This window comes from Paenibacillus sp. B2(2019) (assembly GCF_008370385.1).
Classification (GTDB): Bacteria; Bacillota; Bacilli; order Paenibacillales; family Paenibacillaceae; genus Paenibacillus_AQ.
This window is the reverse complement of sequence record NZ_VTZR01000020.1, coordinates 222,700-239,797: the sequence shown is the minus strand read 5'-3', so window position 1 is coordinate 239,797 and position 17,098 is coordinate 222,700. Positions and strand designations below refer to the sequence as shown.

At 44.7% G+C, this 17,098-nt stretch carries 18 protein-coding genes; 10 read left to right on the top strand and 8 right to left on the bottom strand.

Features of this window, described 5'->3' with window-relative positions; all coding sequences use genetic code 11:
* Nucleotides 1-225: 225 nt before the first annotated feature.
* The 6 genes from PAENI_RS18775 (at nt 226) to PAENI_RS18750 (ending at nt 6,147) form a co-directional block, all read left to right on the top strand.
* The gene (locus PAENI_RS18775) at nt 226-1,842 is read left to right on the top strand and encodes an ABC transporter substrate-binding protein (protein WP_149646304.1); all 1,617 of its coding nucleotides are present in this window, start codon (nt 226-228) and stop codon (nt 1,840-1,842) included.
* 69 nt (nt 1,843-1,911) lie between these two features.
* Entirely contained in the window at nt 1,912-2,862 is a 951-nt protein-coding gene (locus PAENI_RS18770) for an ABC transporter permease (RefSeq protein WP_042123467.1), read from the top strand.
* A 4-nt stretch (nt 2,863-2,866) separates the two neighbouring features.
* Nucleotides 2,867-3,712: an ABC transporter permease gene (locus tag PAENI_RS18765; protein WP_042184173.1), complete on the top strand. Its 846-nt coding sequence runs from the start codon at nt 2,867-2,869 to the stop codon at nt 3,710-3,712.
* Nucleotides 3,713-3,727: 15 nt separating this feature from the next.
* On the top strand, nt 3,728-4,747 hold the full coding sequence (locus tag PAENI_RS18760; protein ID WP_076299926.1) for an ABC transporter ATP-binding protein: 1,020 nt from the start codon (nt 3,728-3,730) through the stop codon (nt 4,745-4,747).
* Nucleotides 4,737-5,657, top strand: coding sequence for an ABC transporter ATP-binding protein (locus tag PAENI_RS18755; RefSeq protein WP_143759515.1), 921 nt, complete (start codon nt 4,737-4,739; stop codon nt 5,655-5,657). Before PAENI_RS18760 ends, PAENI_RS18755 begins: the two co-directional genes overlap by 11 nt.
* A 34-nt stretch (nt 5,658-5,691) precedes the next feature.
* Nucleotides 5,692-6,147, top strand: a complete 456-nt coding sequence (locus tag PAENI_RS18750) for a hypothetical protein (RefSeq protein WP_149646303.1) — start codon at nt 5,692-5,694, stop codon at nt 6,145-6,147.
* A gap of 75 nt (nt 6,148-6,222) precedes the next feature.
* Here the strand turns inward: PAENI_RS18750 and PAENI_RS18745 are convergent, their stop codons facing one another.
* Nucleotides 6,223-7,056, bottom strand: a complete 834-nt coding sequence (locus PAENI_RS18745; RefSeq protein ID WP_042184178.1) for a hypothetical protein — start codon at nt 7,054-7,056, stop codon at nt 6,223-6,225.
* 225 nt (nt 7,057-7,281) lie between these two features.
* On the opposite strand from PAENI_RS18745, the gene PAENI_RS18740 reads away from it, so the two are divergent.
* On the top strand, nt 7,282-7,878 hold the full coding sequence (locus tag PAENI_RS18740) for a TetR/AcrR family transcriptional regulator (RefSeq protein ID WP_149646302.1): 597 nt from the start codon (nt 7,282-7,284) through the stop codon (nt 7,876-7,878).
* 82 nt (nt 7,879-7,960) lie between these two features.
* On the opposite strand, the gene PAENI_RS18735 is transcribed toward PAENI_RS18740, so the two are convergent.
* The 6 genes from PAENI_RS18735 to PAENI_RS18710 are packed head-to-tail and all read right to left on the bottom strand — an operon-like array spanning nt 7,961 to nt 13,154.
* Nucleotides 7,961-8,827: a metallophosphoesterase family protein gene (locus PAENI_RS18735; RefSeq protein ID WP_149646301.1), complete on the bottom strand. Its 867-nt coding sequence runs from the start codon at nt 8,825-8,827 to the stop codon at nt 7,961-7,963.
* Between the two features lie 52 nt (nt 8,828-8,879).
* A complete protein-coding gene (locus PAENI_RS18730; protein WP_262495648.1) occupies nt 8,880-9,221 on the bottom strand; it encodes a DMT family transporter in 342 nt (113 codons plus the stop codon).
* Nucleotides 9,218-10,006, bottom strand: coding sequence for an HAD family hydrolase (locus PAENI_RS18725; protein ID WP_149646300.1), 789 nt, complete (start codon nt 10,004-10,006; stop codon nt 9,218-9,220). The genes PAENI_RS18730 and PAENI_RS18725 overlap by 4 nt, the downstream gene beginning before the upstream one ends.
* 14 nt (nt 10,007-10,020) lie before the next feature.
* Nucleotides 10,021-11,367 (bottom strand): ABC transporter substrate-binding protein, encoded by a 1,347-nt coding sequence (locus PAENI_RS18720; RefSeq protein ID WP_149646375.1) that lies wholly within the window; start codon nt 11,365-11,367, stop codon nt 10,021-10,023.
* Between the two features lie 34 nt (nt 11,368-11,401).
* Complete coding sequence (locus tag PAENI_RS18715) at nt 11,402-12,247, bottom strand: carbohydrate ABC transporter permease (RefSeq protein WP_149646299.1); 846 nt, start codon at nt 12,245-12,247, stop codon at nt 11,402-11,404.
* A 25-nt stretch (nt 12,248-12,272) separates the two neighbouring features.
* Complete coding sequence (locus tag PAENI_RS18710; RefSeq protein WP_149646298.1) at nt 12,273-13,154, bottom strand: carbohydrate ABC transporter permease; 882 nt, start codon at nt 13,152-13,154, stop codon at nt 12,273-12,275.
* 218 nt (nt 13,155-13,372) lie between these two features.
* Between PAENI_RS18710 and PAENI_RS18705 the strand changes: the two genes are divergently transcribed.
* The 3 genes from PAENI_RS18705 (at nt 13,373) to PAENI_RS18695 (ending at nt 16,512) form a co-directional block, all read left to right on the top strand.
* Nucleotides 13,373-13,930: a GbsR/MarR family transcriptional regulator gene (locus PAENI_RS18705; protein ID WP_149646297.1), complete on the top strand. Its 558-nt coding sequence runs from the start codon at nt 13,373-13,375 to the stop codon at nt 13,928-13,930.
* 212 nt (nt 13,931-14,142) lie between these two features.
* Nucleotides 14,143-15,327 (top strand): polysaccharide deacetylase family protein, encoded by a 1,185-nt coding sequence (locus PAENI_RS18700; protein WP_149646296.1) that lies wholly within the window; start codon nt 14,143-14,145, stop codon nt 15,325-15,327.
* Nucleotides 15,328-15,495: 168 nt separating this feature from the next.
* Nucleotides 15,496-16,512 (top strand): AI-2E family transporter, encoded by a 1,017-nt coding sequence (locus PAENI_RS18695; RefSeq protein ID WP_042184192.1) that lies wholly within the window; start codon nt 15,496-15,498, stop codon nt 16,510-16,512.
* Between the two features lie 122 nt (nt 16,513-16,634).
* On the opposite strand, the gene PAENI_RS18690 is transcribed toward PAENI_RS18695, so the two are convergent.
* The gene (locus PAENI_RS18690) at nt 16,635-17,024 is read right to left on the bottom strand and encodes a hypothetical protein (RefSeq protein WP_149646295.1); all 390 of its coding nucleotides are present in this window, start codon (nt 17,022-17,024) and stop codon (nt 16,635-16,637) included.
* Between the last annotated feature and the right edge of the window lie 74 nt (nt 17,025-17,098).

The following is a 17,098-nucleotide window of genomic DNA, read 5'->3' as shown; positions in this document are numbered from 1 at the left end:
AGTAAATGAGTATTAGATGTATTAATTCGTAACGATCTGCTGTACAATAACCGAATAATTAGATGACAACATGAACAGCAAAGGATGAGCGCTATGGATAAATCACCAATCGATTCCCTCAATATTACATTAATGTGAAATGCTATCCATTGTAATTCCTAGTATTCCGATATACAATATAAAAAACACAAGCAACGCAGAACATAGAATACGGGGGAGAAACTTATGCGTAAAGGATTATCTGGAGTTATTACTTTGATTTTGTTAACATTTTTGATTAGTGCGTGCTCCGGAGGGAACACCGCCACTTCTACAAATACAAATCAGACACCTGCTACTAATGATGGAACGACAGCAAGCACTGAGATAAAAGATGGAGGCAACTTGATTATTGGAGTTGCAGCTGATCCTGTTATTCTAAATCCGAACTACGCGGGTGACCGTGTCAGTCTTACGATTGACCAAGCGCTCTATGCTCCACTGTTCCAAGTAAATGATGGTAAGAAGACCTTCTACTTGGCAGACAGCCTGACCCTTTCAGAAGATAATCTGACTTATACGTTGAAGCTGAAAAGCGGACTGACATGGCATGACGGAGAAAAGCTTACTGCTGACGATGTCGTGTTCACGATTGATAGTATCCTCGATGAGAAGCAAAACAGCATGTTGAGAGCGAACTTATTCATCGGTGATAAACCCGTTAAGGCCGTTAAGGTGGATGATCTGACCGTAGAGTTCAAGCTTCCGCAGGTCAGCCCAGCTTTTGAAGCTACACTAGTGCAAGTATTTCCGATTCCAAAGCATATTTTTGAAAATGAGACGGATCTAGAGAAAAGCACCAAGAATGCTAATCCTGTTGGATCTGGACCATTTAAATTTAAAGAATATAAAGCGGGCGAATATGTTACATTAGAAAGATTTGATAACTACTTTGGCGGCAAGCCACATCTTGATTCTGTTACGTACCGGATTGCTAAAGATACGAATGCTGCGAATCTCGCACTTCAGAGTGGTGAGATCAACATTAAATATCTAGATCCACAGGATGTTGGAACGATTGAAGCTTCGAACAATTTCGAAATTCTTCCTTATAGTGAAGGCCGATTGTCGTACCTGATGTTCAACGCGAACAGCGATAGAGGTGCTCTTGCTAAAAAAGAAGTTCGTCAAGCCTTGTCTCTAGCACTAAGCCGTGATGAAATCATTCAGGCTGCTTATTCCTCTAGCGAGTATGCTGACCCGGCGAAGTCATTTTTGACTCCGGATGCATTGTTCTATACTAATGACGTACCTTCTTTCGATAATGATGTGGAAAAAGCGAAAGAGCTTCTGCAATCGGCAGGGGTTAGCGATCTGAAATTGAGATTGATTGTATCGAGCGGTAATAAAGCTCAGGAAGCCATTTCACTATATGTGCAGCAAAAGCTAAAGGCCATTGGCGCTGAAGTTGAACTGCAAAATATGGATGCCTCGGCATATGGTCAGAAGTTCAGTGATATGAATTCAACAGATTTTGAACTTGCGATTGCAGGTTATATTATGGGTTACGATCCTGATGCTTACAGAATTTTGTATACTTCTACTGCTGACTCTAACTACTCGCATTATAATAATGCTGAAGTCGATAAGTTGTTCAATGAAGGTGCAGGAGAAGCAGATGTGACTAAACGTGGTGAGATCTATAAGAAGATCCAAGAGATCATTGCTGACGATGCACCGATTTATCCAATTGCTAATACTAAGACTATTGTAGCTGTCTCCAAGAACTACGGCGGTCTAGAAGAAGCAGTCTTGAAGCCTGTCGTTATTTTTGAAGATTTATCGAAAATCTACCTTAAATAAAAACGGGAAAAAGTAAGCTGGGTTATCCAGCTTACTTTTTTACCGATACAGAACTGGGAGAATAAACGTATGAGACAACTTATCGTCCGAAGATTACTGCAAACCCTGCCGATGTTGTTTTTTGTTTCGGTTGTGTGCTTTGCGATGATTAAGCTGGCTCCGGGGGATCCGGTATTATCCTTCGTTACGCCGAATATGCACGCAGATGATATTGAGCGCATCCGGCATAACCTTGGGCTGGATAAGCCAGCCTACATTCAATATTTAATCTGGATTAAAGAAATATTGCAGGGGAATTTCGGTTATTCCCTAGTGAATCATCAGCCAGTATTGGATCAAATTCTAGAACGCCTGCCTGCAACGGCAGGTTTGATGGGTTCTGCGATCGGTCTCGCTGTTTTGCTGGCGATTCCACTCGGTCTTATTGCTGGAGCAAACCGGAACCGCTGGGTAGATAAGCTGATTAATTTCTTATCCTATGTCGGAATATCCGTGCCTTTGTTTTGGCTTGCCATCTTACTAATGTACTTATTCGCGATTAAGCTGCATCTGCTTCCTATTATGGGGATGCGAACGATTGGTGTGGAATCGGCGTTTGATGTATTCAAGCATGGTATCCTGCCTTGCACCGTGCTTGCTTTTGGTTTCTTGGCTGGTTATGTGCGATACATTCGCTCTAGTACCATTGGACAGCTAAAAGAAGAGTACGTGCAGATTCAATATGCTTTTGGATCTAACAAGACAACGATTCTGTTCCGTCATGTAATGAAGCATGTGTTGCTTCCTGTAATTACATTGCTCGGGATGTCTATGGGTGATCTGGTGGCAGGCGCAATTGTTACAGAAACAGTATTTTCATGGCCAGGTATTGGCTCTTTGGGGATGACTGCAGTTAAAGGGATGGATTACCCCGTGATTATGGGAATTACTCTATTCTCCTCTTTAATGCTGATCATCGGTAATCTGGTCGCGGATATTCTATATAGCTTCGTGGACCCACGAATTAAATTAACGAGGTGACCTCATGAATCGCAGTAAATGGAAAAGTGTTGGAGATGAGCTATTTACGAATAAATTGGGCGTCGCAGCCCTCATTACTTTAATCATCTTCTCACTGGGCTCTATATTTGCTTTTTTATCTGGACATGATCCGAATGCGATGGATGTTCTGGCACGTCTGAAATCGCCGGGAGCCGATCACTGGTTCGGGACGGATGACTATGGCCGGGATTATTTTGCCCGCGCATTATATGGTGGCCGGGTATCACTGCTAGTTGGCTTTGCTTCAATGATCATTGCTACAGGCATAGGTGTGACGGTGGGCGTAATCAGTGGATTCTTTGGCGGATGGGTTGATAATCTTCTCATGCGGATGCTTGATGTAGTGCTGTCCATTCCTTCTTTCTTAGTTCTGCTGCTGCTTAGCGTATTCCTGAAGCCGAGTGTTGGGAATATCATCATTATTATTGCTCTATTAATGTGGATGAATATCGCCCGTGTCATTCGGGCAGAGACGATGACAATTAAGGAACGCGAATATGTACTCTATGCAAAAGCCTCCGGACAGAGCAATTTCGGAATTATTTGGCGTCATATTCTTCCGGGGCTAGTGCCTGTTGTCATTGTAGGTGCGACGAATAATATCGCTTCGGCGATAATGATGGAGTCGTCCCTAAGTTTCCTCGGGTTCGGGGTACAGCCTCCGAATGCGACTTGGGGCAGTATGCTTAACAATGCGCAGGGATATATCGCTCAAGCGCCATATCTGGCTTTATTCCCTGGATTATTGATACTATTAACGGTACTGAGCTTTAATGTTTTGGGTGATATTTTGCGGGTAGGCTTTGAACCGAAGCTGATCCGAAGATAGGAGTGTGAAGACATCATGACGGAACGGCTATTGTCTGTCGAGGATTTGAAGGTTTCGTTCCATACAAGGGACGGAGAGAATCAAGCAGTTCGCGGCGTTAGCTTTCATATAGATGCTGGTGAGACGGTAGGAATCGTCGGAGAATCTGGTAGTGGGAAGAGTGTAACTGCCAAGGCGATTATGTCGTTAATTACACCTCCGGGTAAAATTATCGGTGGAAATATTAATTTTCGGGGTGAGAATTTATCGAACCTTTCGGAAAAAGAGTGGAGAAAGCTACGCGGCAATCGTATAGCAATGGTGTTTCAGGACCCCATGACCTCTCTTAATCCTGTAAAAAAAATCGGCCAGCAGCTTACGGAAGTCATCCGTCGGCATCGGGGTTTAAATAAACAGGAAGCGCTTAAAGAGGCAGCAAGCATCTTGCGTCAGGTAGGTATTAATAATCCTGAACAGCGGCTGCAGCAATATCCGCATGAATTCAGCGGCGGGATGCGCCAGCGGGTCATGATCGCCATGGCTCTTTCCTGTAAGCCAGAGCTATTGATTGCGGATGAGCCGACAACTGCGCTCGATGTAACAATACAGGCGCAAATTCTCGATCTTTTTAAAGAGTTGAAAAATAATACCAGTACAGCTGTAGCGCTCATTACCCATGACTTGGGTGTGGTCGCACAGGTATGTACACGGGTTATCGTAATGTATGGTGGACTTGTGATGGAGGAGGGCACGGTAGAGGATATCTTTTATCGCCCACAGCATCCTTACACGAAAGGTCTGCTTCGCTCGATTCCAAAACGTGACGGCAAGTCGCGGGAACGCCTTGTCCCTATCGAAGGCACACCTCCGGATTTGCTGAATCCTCCTTCGGGCTGTCCCTTTATGGAACGTTGCCCTAATGCTTTTGCCCGTTGCAGCGAACGTCCTCCAGTCATCGAATTATCGCCTGGTCATCGTTCGATGTGCTGGCTGGCAGACGGTGTGCAGGAGACTCCAGCTGTAGCTGGTGTTGAAGGGAGCGGTTCTGTTGAGTGATAATAAGATTCTAGTGGACGTAAATAATCTGAAGAAACATTTCTCCAAAGGCAAGGATATATGGGGACGTAATACATCAGTGCTTAAGGCGGTAGATGGCGTAAGCTTTCAGATTCGTCAGGGGGAGACCTTTGGACTGGTCGGAGAGTCGGGGAGCGGCAAGTCCACGGTTGGACGCTGCTTGCTGCGATTGTATGACTATACAGATGGTGAAGTGTCTTTTGACGGGCAGCCGCTGAGCAAGCTTGGAGAGAAGCAGCTTAAGCCTTTTCGCAGACGGATTCAATCGATCTTTCAAGATCCATATTCCTCGTTGAATCCAAGCCTGAATGTGCTTGATCTGATCAGTGAGCCTATGAAAATCCACGGAATCCACGAAGGCGACGAGCGTATAGAGGCTGTTGCGGCACTGCTGGATAAGGTGGGTTTAAAAAGAGAGCATCTTTATCGCTTTCCTCATGAATTCAGTGGTGGGCAACGCCAACGGATTTCGATCGCTCGAGCATTATCTGTGAAACCTGAATTCGTAGTGTGTGATGAACCAATCTCAGCGCTGGATGTATCTGTTCAGGCTCAGGTAGTGAATATGCTGGAGGATTTGCAGTCGGAATTTGGGTTGACCTACCTCTTTGTTGCGCACGATCTGTCGATGGTACGGCATATTTCGGACCGGATTGGCGTGATGTATGGCGGTCGTCTCGTAGAGGTAGCCGAAAGTGACGAACTATACGAGAACCCTATTCATCCTTATACGAAGGCGCTGCTATCTTCGATTTTGGAGACGGACCCTAAGCGAGCTAATCAGAGAATTATTTTAGATGGATATTCGGCAGAGTACGGCAGGGCTGAGACCTCTACATTGCAGGAAGTTAGTCCGGGTCATTATGTTGCTTATGATTTCACGGAATAAGTAGAATCTATATACAGGTATGGGGGGAATCAGGATGTCAGACAATTTGAACCGGGTAAAGTTATCTCAGTGGGATGCTTTACTGGTAGAATCACTTCGCGCTTTGGGTTGGTCCAATGAGGATATTCTTCGTAAAGTGGCGGAGGGCGATTTGCCCGTTGACCAGAGTGAATACGAATTTGATTATAAGCAGTTGACCACTTTACAAGCGGAGCAGCCAGAATTGTTCGAGCAAGCGGTGAAGACAGGCTATCAGATCAAGTACAACACGATTCGTGGCATTCGTAGCTGGATATGGGTTGTTCTTGGTAAAGAGGCAGAGTTGGAGCTTGAAGAGGGTAAAGAAGCCATAGAAATAGTATTGACGACAGCCGAGAAGAATCGGCTGGAATCTGTGCTGTCATTCGGCTGGCAGATTCATGGTGGAGCCGGCGTGGAAGACGATGCCAGCGCTAACGCAAGCTACCGGATCGAGCCGATTCAACGATAACCTCTCCGAGCAGAGAAGAAATAAAGAAAGAACGCCCTTACCTTTTCCTCATGGAAAGGATAAGGGCGTTCTTGGTTAGTTCACTTCAATCCGGCCACGCCGGAAGCTGATTTCTGCTTTGCCGGTGTGCAGCTGCCACATATGCCAGAATACAAACGGAACAATCATAATAAAGTTGATGATTCCCCAATAGTTCATGACGTCTGCATTGTACCACGATGAAGCATCCATTAGTGTCGGGAACAGGCTAACGAAGCAGGCGCGTAGAAGTAAATGTGCCGCTAATGTATAGACCCGCGCAATGATGTAGAGTTCTGGGCGGCGTTTGATGATGGGATAGAGCTCGGCTGCGAGAAGAATGCATAGCGAGCTTGCAAAGAACTTCGGACTCTCGGCATAGACGAAGGCTGCATTCCAAGTTGTATAGAGGAAGTTCCAGCCGATTGTCGTATATGCAATGAGATCGCCGTGTGATTCTGTAGAAATCTTCCAATATTTTGGCGCAAAAGGGATGGTTATACATAATAGGAGGCCGGTAAGCGCATTGAACGTATTCCCCATCGTAAAGTCTTTAATGGTCGCTTCCATGATATTAAGGAATAGAACGCCATATACGAACCACAATACCCAATCCTTCTGTAACCCATTCCAGAACGGTCCTTTTCGTTTCTCGTAGTTAGCAATACGAATGAATCCAACAAATATCGTAGGAAGAATTACACTTAAAATCTTGGCCCACCGAAACCAGCCTTCGACACCGCCCATAAGCCATAAGGGAAAGGTTAGTAAAGAAGCAATCCAGAACCAGTGGGCAAACTTATAATGCTTGCGCATGATACTGACAACAATAAGAAGCAAAACTATGTAGCCGATCATACTAACGCCGTACTGCCATGCAGGAATATCCATGATAAACCTCCTTTTTTTGTGAAAGCGTAATCAATTTTTGCCGATACTGAGCTTCAACCCTACAAAGCTTGGTTAATTCATAAACATAACAACTGTTCGGTTTTATTGTATTAGGAATTAATTGGTTCTGTCTGTGCTAATTAACACACAAAAAACAAATTAGATTCAGTACTCTTTTTATATAAAAAAAATTCGCAACAAGCGATTCAGTTGGGCGGGGAGTTTATGTCTGAGGATAAAAAATTACATATTATTGAGGCGACGAATCGTGTTATCTATCGAATGGGTATTGCGGGTACGACAATGCGGAGAATTGCCGATGAGGCCGGGCTTAGCACGGGGGCGTTGTATCATCATTACAATAGTAAAGAAGAGATTCTTTATGATGCGATGGATCGCAGTCTATCCGTATCTACGAGAATTGCCGAGGAGGTACAGCAAGGGAAGTATAGCCGCGGGGAAGTTATTGAGCAAATCAGCGAGAATGTGAAAGATCGTTTTAACAAAATAGATGACAATCGAATGCAGTTCTATCTTGCTCAGGAAGCGATACTAGGGAATGAGGAAATCTCCAATCAATTGAAAGTTAAGTATAAGAAATGGATTGGTCATACCGAGGAGCTGTTGCAACGCTTGTACGAAAAACAACCCGGGAAATACAATAAAGCCATTGCCTCATTGCTGATTGGAGCTATTGACGGGATCGTTATGCAGACGCTGCTGGGTGTGGCGAATACGGATGATATTGAAGATATTTCCGAGGTATACCACAAGCTTCTTGTAGAAGGCATTCCGAAGCTGTTAGAAGCATGGGATGAATAACGCAGAGCGTGGCGGTACGGCTAATCCTTCTGCGTGTAATTCACAGAATGAAACTCCCCGCAGCTTGCTGCGGGGAGTTTCATTATACGTTTACTGCTGTATAAGCAACCTCATATTGTGCAGCTTCAATCCAGGTTCCTGTCTTAAAGTCTCTGCCCCGGACAAGCACTTTATCTCTATGCACTTCCACATAGAAGCCTTGGCTGCCTGTCTTATGCTTATCTTCGTTTGTCCAAAGGTAGGCGACAGAAGCAGCATTAAACATCGTTGCCATCTCTCCATGGCCAGGGTACATAGTGTTGTCTACCTCTAACTCCCAATGGGTGTGACCAGTGAATAACAAGGTCTGGGGGTGTCTCGAAAGAATCTCTTTTAATTCCTTATCTTGAGTGACACCATACCAATCTTGTGATTCTAACGATCCAGCTACTGTATCTTTAAGCGGTTGATGCAGGAAAAGAAAGATAGGCTGATCCGGTGAAGCTTGCTCCCCAAGCTTATGCTCCAGCCAATCAAGCTGCTTAGAGGAAAGATGACAGAATTTAGGCAATCCTTTTTCTGTACCTAGAAAAATAAAATGATAGCCATTAATCCAGTGATCATGGTAGGGTCCAGACATTCCAGTCTGTGACGTATACATCCCTAAGCGAGACTTCCAAATCCCGAGGCCTACATCATGATTACCTAAAGTGAAAGTAATGTCGGGCAAGTCAGCCTTATGTTGATTAATGATACGAAGCATTTCTTTATATTCAGCAGAAAAACCATGGTTTGTGACATCACCGATATGCATAATCCCACTGCTACCTTTTCCATGTGCGGCTATATCACGGAGCGCCAGCTCAAAGTTAAGATTGTACTCATGATTTCGGTCAGCGGTGACATGCGTATCCGTGATGATCTGAAAGGTAATAACAGGCTTCTCTTCAGGTAATGTGTTCACGCTCATGTTTAGGCATCCCCCTTCATCTTATGAATCTATGAAATACTGTGGCTGTTCACTAATGCGTCTTCCCGCTAATGTTCAGTCCTATGATCCCGGTTAGGATAACGGCTATCCATAGTAGGGAGGACAGGGTTAGCTTTTCTTCGAAAAATAGGGCTCCTATGAAAGAAATAAGGATGATTCCCGCCCCTGACCATATCGCATAAGCAACGCCTACCTTAATAGAGGTGAGGGCATAATTCAGGGAGGTGAAGCTGGCTCCATAGAACAGAAACATGAGCACGGAAGGCCAGAGCTGAGTGAGCCCCTGAGATATTTTCATTGAGATGGTCCCTGAGAGTTCGAACACAATAGCTAGCATCAGAAACATCCATGCCCATATTCCTTCTATTTTCACAGGGAAGTAACCTCGATGCTGAGTTCAGCGTAAGATCGCACAATGAGATCTGCATCCGGGAGAATATGCGACGAAGCACTAATGTCTTCATTTTCAGTGATACCTATAGCTACCTGCACACCCGCTGCTTTAGCCATTCGCATATCCCCATTAGTATCACCGATAACTACTGTGTGCGCGGGTTCAACGGCCAACCTTTCGCAGGCAAGCTGCACCATGTCGGGGAAAGGTTTACCCTGATCCACAAGGTCTGTTCCAATTACCTCGGAGAAATAGTGCCGTATGCCGAGCCATTGGAGATGTTTCTCTGCAGCATCTGTTTCATCTGCGGTCACCACGGCGAGAGGGATACCAGCACTCGCACACTCATCGAGAAAACGATGAATACCCGGCAGCGAGTGAACGGGGCGTTTCTCTTCCAACATAACATCCGCTTCCAGACGGCACTGATGAACAAGCTCCATGGACTCCGCCCACGATAAACCTTGCAGATAACCCTGCCATGATAGGATGGCATAGAGATCACTCATAGTCCCCATAGCCAGGGGTCCGTTCCGATCATAATCGGTAATGCTTCCTTTGGCATTGTGTATAGTTCCCATTAATGCAGGGAGCTGTTCTTCTGGAATCTGTAGTCCTCTTTGCTTCATATCCTTCGTGAATCGCTCTAAAAAACACTCGCCCCAGCTGCCCCAGAGGGATACGAACTGGAGCAGCGTACCATCCTTGTCGAATAGAATAGCTGCTACAGCGTATCTGCCTTGTGGCGTGATGAGCTCAGACATGAACTCCACCGCCTTTATTTTAGTTTATCAAGCGCTGCTTGCGCCGTTTCCTGTGCTTCCTTAAGTGCCTGTGCTGCAGGAATATTCTCAATTTGCACCTTATCAGCGGCGATTTTCAGCGCATCGTTGATTTTGCCGCCAGTAGGATCTTGGAATGGTGCAGAGCCATGAGAAGCTTGCATCAACGGAACCTTAATCTGTGGATTGCTTTCACTGAATGACACAAACGCCGGGTCTTGCAATGCGGATTGGCGCACCGAAATATATCCAGTATTAATGGACCAAGAGGCAGTATTCTCGGCATTTGTGAAGTAGGTTAGCCATTTCATAGCCGCTTGTTTCTCACTGTCGCTAGCTTTAGATAGAATGCCGGCCATCAGTGCTTGGGCTACGGGTTTGCCCTCGCCAATCCCTGCCCAGCCTGGCTGCTCCATAGCAGAAACAATGCTAAAGTCGAGGTCACCTTGATCGCCACTGGAGCCGGTGTAGCCTGCGGATTGATTCTTCATTACATCATCAATTGTTTTGTACCAATATTCCCAGCCTTGACCCCCTGAATGAATCCGCATGATCTTATCCTCGTGGATCCATTTGCGGAACAAATCCCAGGTTTCGATCCACTCTTTAGAGTCGATCATGACTTGTTTCCCATCCTCGCTAAGAATAGTGCCTCCTTTGCTGAGCACGGCATCAATCATGTTCCCTGAACCCCACATAGGCTCCCAACCGAAGAAGGTGGTTTTGCCGCCGTCTTTCACGGTCATTTTCGCAGCTGCGGCAGCTAGGTCTTCCCAAGTCTTCAATGTGCTCGCATCAATTCCGTTCTTCTCAAAAGCATCTTTGCGATAGTACATAACCTGTGTTGTTCCATACATCGGCAAGAAGTATTGCTTGCCATCAACCTGGCCCTGATTTAGAAAGGTTTGGACAAAATCCTCTTTATTAAAATCTGGCTGCAATGCCATAAGCTCATCTATCGGAGCGAAATATCCTTTGCGGGCCCAATCTACGTTTGAGGAGAGAGCAGCAGCAGGCACTTTTCCTGTAGCAATGGCCGCTTGCAGCTTCTGCTCGGTTTCAGTGTAGTCTGCCTGCGCGATACCTTTGACAATGACCTCTTGCTGAGAGGCATTAAATTTCTGAATCAGTGCCTCCATATTCTCACCAAGCTTACCGCCGAGACCATACCAGAACTCAATCGTTACCGGTGCATTTTGTGTAGGCGCAGCCTCTGCGGAGGGGGAGGAAGAAGCTCCATTTGCCGCTGTAACATTACCTGTACTCGCATTTCCTCCACAAGCGGTTAACATTGTAAATCCGGCAACCAAAGATAGGGCGGACAGTCTCTTCAATACGTTCATCATCATTCTCCTCTTATTAAATAGAATAGTTAACTTATCCTTTGCTGGAACCAGCGGTCATGTTGACGCTTTGCATGATCGTTTTCTGAGCTAGTAGAAATACTAGCAGCAACGGGGCGATGGTGAATGCGCTAGCGGCCATGATCAGCGGCCATTTCAATCCGTAAGCACCTCCTTGAGTGAAGAAACTACGCAGACCGGCCGAGACCAGCTGTAGATTAGGATCTTTGGTGATGAGCATTGGCCAGAAATAGTTATTGTACTGATCGATGAAGGTGATCAGGGCTAGCACAGCAAAGGAAGACCGTGTAATGGGGACAAGAATGGTCCAGAGAATCCGCATATGCGAGGAACCATCCACTTCTCCAGCCTCTACCAGCTCATGGGGAACCTGAAGGAAGGCTTGCCGAATTAGAAAGATGGAGAAGACACTTACACAGTTAGATAGAATCAACCCAGCGTATGAATCCAGTAGATGAAGCTGGGACAATACCAGATATCCGGGAAGATAAACGGCGGTGGCAGGGACCATATAGCCGAAAAGAATGACACCTGCGAACAGCCCTCTGAAGCGGAATTTCATATGCGTAAGCGCATAGGCCATCATCCCGGAATTTATCACCTGCAAAATAACAATAGAGACGGCGACAAATACGCTATTGCCCATATATCTAAAGAAAGGGGCTTCGTGCCAGGCGGCTGAAAAGTTACTCCACAGCGGCTCTTTCGGCCAGATCGTCGGCGGAGACTGCCAGATTTCATCATTGGTTTTTAAGGCGCTGGTGACCATCCAATAGAAGGGGAAGGCCATGATCAGTGCAATAGCTGCAAAAAATAGATGGCGGGCCAGTTTGCCCACTCGTACGGTCGTTGCATTCATCAGTCGTTCTCCTTTACAGCTGTAGTTATTGATAATGGGTTGTCCGTTTACTAACCTCTAGTGAGATTACGGAGAGCAGCATACATATAAATACCAGAATCATTGCGACACTAGAGGCTTCTCCAATCTGAAAGGCTTCAAAGGCAGACTGATAATACATATAGAGCAAGGTACGTGTTGATCCCGACGGTCCACCTTGTGTGAGTACGTTAATCTGGTCGTATGCCTGTAAGGCACCAATGATCTGTACGATGAACAGAAACAGTGTCGTTGGCGAGATTAGCGGTAAAGTAATACGGCTGAATTTTTGCACAGCATTTGCTCCATCCAGTTCAGCGGCTTCCAACAGATCGGTAGGGACATTGCGTAGTGCCACCAAGTAAAAAATCATCGCCCAGCCTACCGATTTCCATATCGTCACGAGCAGAACGCCGAGCAGTGCCCATTTAGGATCTTGAAGCCAACCGATTTTTTCTAGACCTAAGAGGTCAAGTACAGTATTAGCAAGGCCAATTTCGGGTTCATAGATCCAGGACCAGACAATGGATACCGCCACGGTCGGTGTGACCCAAGGGGAGAAAAGCAATACCTGATAGAGGGTGGAGCCTTTCAGCTTCCCATTCATCAGGAGTGCTAGTCCAAGTCCGATCAGAATAACGGGCAGTACACTGCCCGCACAGAATAACAAGGTTACTCTTAGCGCTTTATAGAAGGCGGGATTGCTGAACAGATCCAGATAGTTGGTTAGTCCGACAAAGGTTTTCTCGGGGCTCATGAAGTCCCATTCAGTAAAGCTGAGATAAAATACATAAAGTAATGGCGCGAGCCAAAATACCACGAATGGAATCATTGCCGGCAAGGTGAAGAGCACCGGTTTCAACTCACCTATAAATCTTGTGCGTTTCATTATTTTGTCGATACCCCATTCCATCTTCTGTTTTTTACGGTATAATTCTGAGGAAAGCTCCTCCGTTCAAAAAAAATTGTACACTCATCGAGCAGCTGCGTGGTCAAGCGGGCGTAAAGATCGATGCGAGATTATGTAAAAATTTAAGAGATTAGCGAAAGTAGTTGCTATTTTGTGTAAAATAGAAGGTAGATTCTAAGTGGAATGAAGGTGCAGCTATGAAACAGGTAGCCTTTGGTGAAGAGAATAGAGACTTATCTCCACGCGAGCAGCTGCTGCGTCCGATGATTGATGCTATTGCTCAGACGATGGACTTATATGGCGCCAATTACTCATTCGGGCAGCTGTATGGAATTATGTTCTTTGAAGACCGGCCGATGACGCTTGAAGAGATGAAGAATGTGATGAATATGAGTAAGAGTAATATGAGCTATGGAGTTCGTTCTTTGATGGCTTCCAAGATGGTGACCAAGCTGGAGGAGAAGCGGGAGCGAAAGGATCTGTATGCAGTGGAAACAGATTTCTTTCAGACCTTTAAGAATTTTTTTGGAATGAAGCTGCAGCGGGAGATTGATGTCATGAGGCAAGCCTTGGATGTTGTTATTCCTGAGCTGGAGGGATTGGTTCATGCCGTGGATACGCCTGAGGAGGAGCGGCACTTCTGTCTGAAGGATCTGGAGAAGCTGGAGCATGCCGTTCAATATTATGATTGGCTGCAGCAGTTTGTGGACGAGCTAGGGGAAGAAAATTACTTCGTAGACAAGAGAAGATCCTAGACCGTCTATAATTACACATAGATGTACATAATTATATATAGATCTCCATGTGAGGGAGGTGTTCCTTAAGCCAGTTCAGGCATAGGGTTCGCCTCCTATTTTTATTATAAGAAACAAAATTAAAAAGAAAATGTAACCAAAAGTAGGTGGAACTGTCACCAAATATGTAGTTACATAGTGAATAAAAGATCTTTTTTAAGGAGATTCAGAGATTGCATACGAAAAAATATATGATACTTTTAGCCATTGTTCTGCTAATAAGTCTTGCTGCTATTTTCAACAATCAACACGAGTCTTCTGCAGTTACTATAGATGTGAACGGTCAAATCATTAAGACAGTAGCTACATATCCGGGCTCGCCTGATGAGCTAATGATTCCCAAGGCTGCCGCGGAACAGGCCCTTAATATGCATATCGGCTGGCAGAAGCAGGGGCCACTTCCGAAAGGTATTTACTATAGAGACCATGTAGCTGTGCTGATGTACCATCATCTTTCAGAGAAGCCAATGCCGCAGTTTCCTTGGATCTTATCTGCCGATCGGTTTGATGATCAAATGAACCTGCTGAAGCAAGAAGGGTTTCACGTGATTACGATGGAACAATATCGTGAATTTATGCTGAATGGCGGCACGGTTCCAGATAATGCGGTGCTGCTGACTTTTGATGATGGATATGAGAGCTTTTATGAATTGGCCTTTCCTATTCTCAAAAAATATGGCTATACGGCAGTGAATTTTGTTATCGTATCTACGATTGATCACCCAGATCCGAATAGTGTGCCGAAGCTCAATTGGGAGCAGATGCGGGAAATGAAGCGGGACGGGATGGGATTCTATAGTCACACGTACGATTTACACCATTATGGTATCGTGGATGCTGAGGGTGGGGAGCGGCCAGCCGCCAGTGCTTTGTTATATATCGATGATGAGAACAGAAACGAAATGAATACGGAGTACTACAGCAGAGTTACTCGTGATTTAGCCAAGGCGGAGCAAAGACTGAAGGAAGAGCTGGGGAATACCGATTCAGCGATTGCCTTTCCTTATGGATCATACAATGATCGATTGCTATCGGCATGTGATTCACTCGGAATTTCGCTAACATTTAAAATCCAGGATGGGATCAATGCGAGAACGGACCGGAATGCCTCCCGGATCAACGGGGGAAGTCAGAGTCTAACTGCAGTCCAAACTCTTGAGCAGGTTAAACATATAGATTCACCTATGGAATTAACCCTGAATAACCAAAGAGTAGCTCTGATAGGAAGTGCGCCCGAAATGAGGAAAGGGACCCTGATGGTTCCGTTTATACAATTATGCAAGGATCTACATATTGATCTCAACTACGATCAGAAGAGTCGAATCGTTAAGTTAATGAACACAACGGGAGGCTCATAAACGGCTAAGGAAATGTATGGAATGGATATCAGCTTTCCCTATGTTCATTAGGAGTTTACAAAAAGTGAGAAATTTCGCCAATTTGGGCGAATCACTAGTTGCTATAAGTGAATTCCTTACTGTAGACTATAATTAGAGTACTAATTGGTAGGCGAATGGAGAGAACAGATGGAAGTATTTAAGCGTTATTACGCGAATTTAACGGTCCGGCGTTTTTTTATTTTGGGGCTGGTTGCCCTGCTGCTATTCAGTATTAGAGATATGCTCAATTTAGTACTGTTAACATTTCTGATTGCTTATGTAATGAACAGCTTTCAGGTGCTGCTCACGAAGCGAATCAATAAATATGTTGCGGTCAACAGTAAAGTCATTATTGTTATTTTGTATTTAGCTCTGATTGCTCTGATCGTAGTGACCTTAGTGAATTATTTACCGAAGGTCTTCACACAGATAAAGCAGTTAACTAATTTTCTGACCAGTTTAACCCCTGCAAACATTCCGCAGAACGAAATCGTGCAGTATTTATTTGCCCAGCTTAAGGATTTGAACTACCAGTCTTATGTGAAAGATGGTCTTGAATACGTCCTGAAAATAAGTAATTGGGGCACAAGCTTCGTATTATCCACCATTCTGAGCTTTGTCTTTATCCTTGAGAAGAACAGAATTGTCAGTTTCACTGCCCGTCTTAAAGAGAGCAAGATTTCTTGGTTCTATGTTGAGCTTGAGTATTTCGGTAGAAAATTCATCTCATCGTTTGGTAAAGTGATCGAAGCGCAAATTCTGATCGCGCTGTTTAATACATGCTTTACGGTGATTGGACTCTGGATCTTAGGTTTTCCGTATCTATTCGCCTTATCGATTATGATCTTCCTGCTTAGTTTGATTCCAGTTGTAGGCTTTGTGATCTCCTTAATACCACTTTGTATTATTGGTTACAACATTGGTGGTATAGCAATGACGATATATGTATTGGTTATGATCGCCATACTACATTTTGTTGAGGGTTACTTCTTAAATCCAAAACTGATGTCATCCAAAATGAACCTGCCTATGTTCTACACTTTTATCGTACTTCTCTTCTCTGAGCACTATATGGGCGTATGGGGTCTAATTCTCGGTATTCCAATTTTTGTATTTTTCCTGGATATACTGGAGATCAATAGAGATAACAAGATAGAGACTTAGGAATTCAGTTAAATAGCGTTGAATATACGAAGAGGGTGATCCGATAGCCATTCAATGGCTTTCGGATCACCCTCTTTATTTTGGCGCGGAGAAATGTTATACGGCCACTATATGTATCTTTCTTAGCCGAAAGAAGTGAGAACACTCTCCGTAACGATGTCCCTCAGCTCCGCTTTGTGTGCTGCATACTGCTCGGCTGTAATGCTTCCAGAGGCTAGTCGTGAATCTAGCTGTTCCGTTAGCTGGGTTACCTGTAGATTGATCACATCTTCAATATCTGTGTTTTGTTCTATTGCAATATCTTGAAGTGATTTGCCGTCATATAAGGCGTCGTACAGATCATCATCTGTGGGTTGGTTAAGGGCTTTCAATAATAATTCGTCTTTATCCGCAACACTTGTGGTGGACCATTGAGTTGACGAGCTTGCGTTAGCAGTAAGGCTACTCCAAGCATTTCCGAAAGACATTACTATAACTACGGTTCCTACTATAATCACTCTTTTTATATCCATTAGAGTCCTCTTTTCTTATTTTACGAATAACGTTCTATGGTTTCTGTTGAAAGTGTCTGTGATGGTTGTGGTTT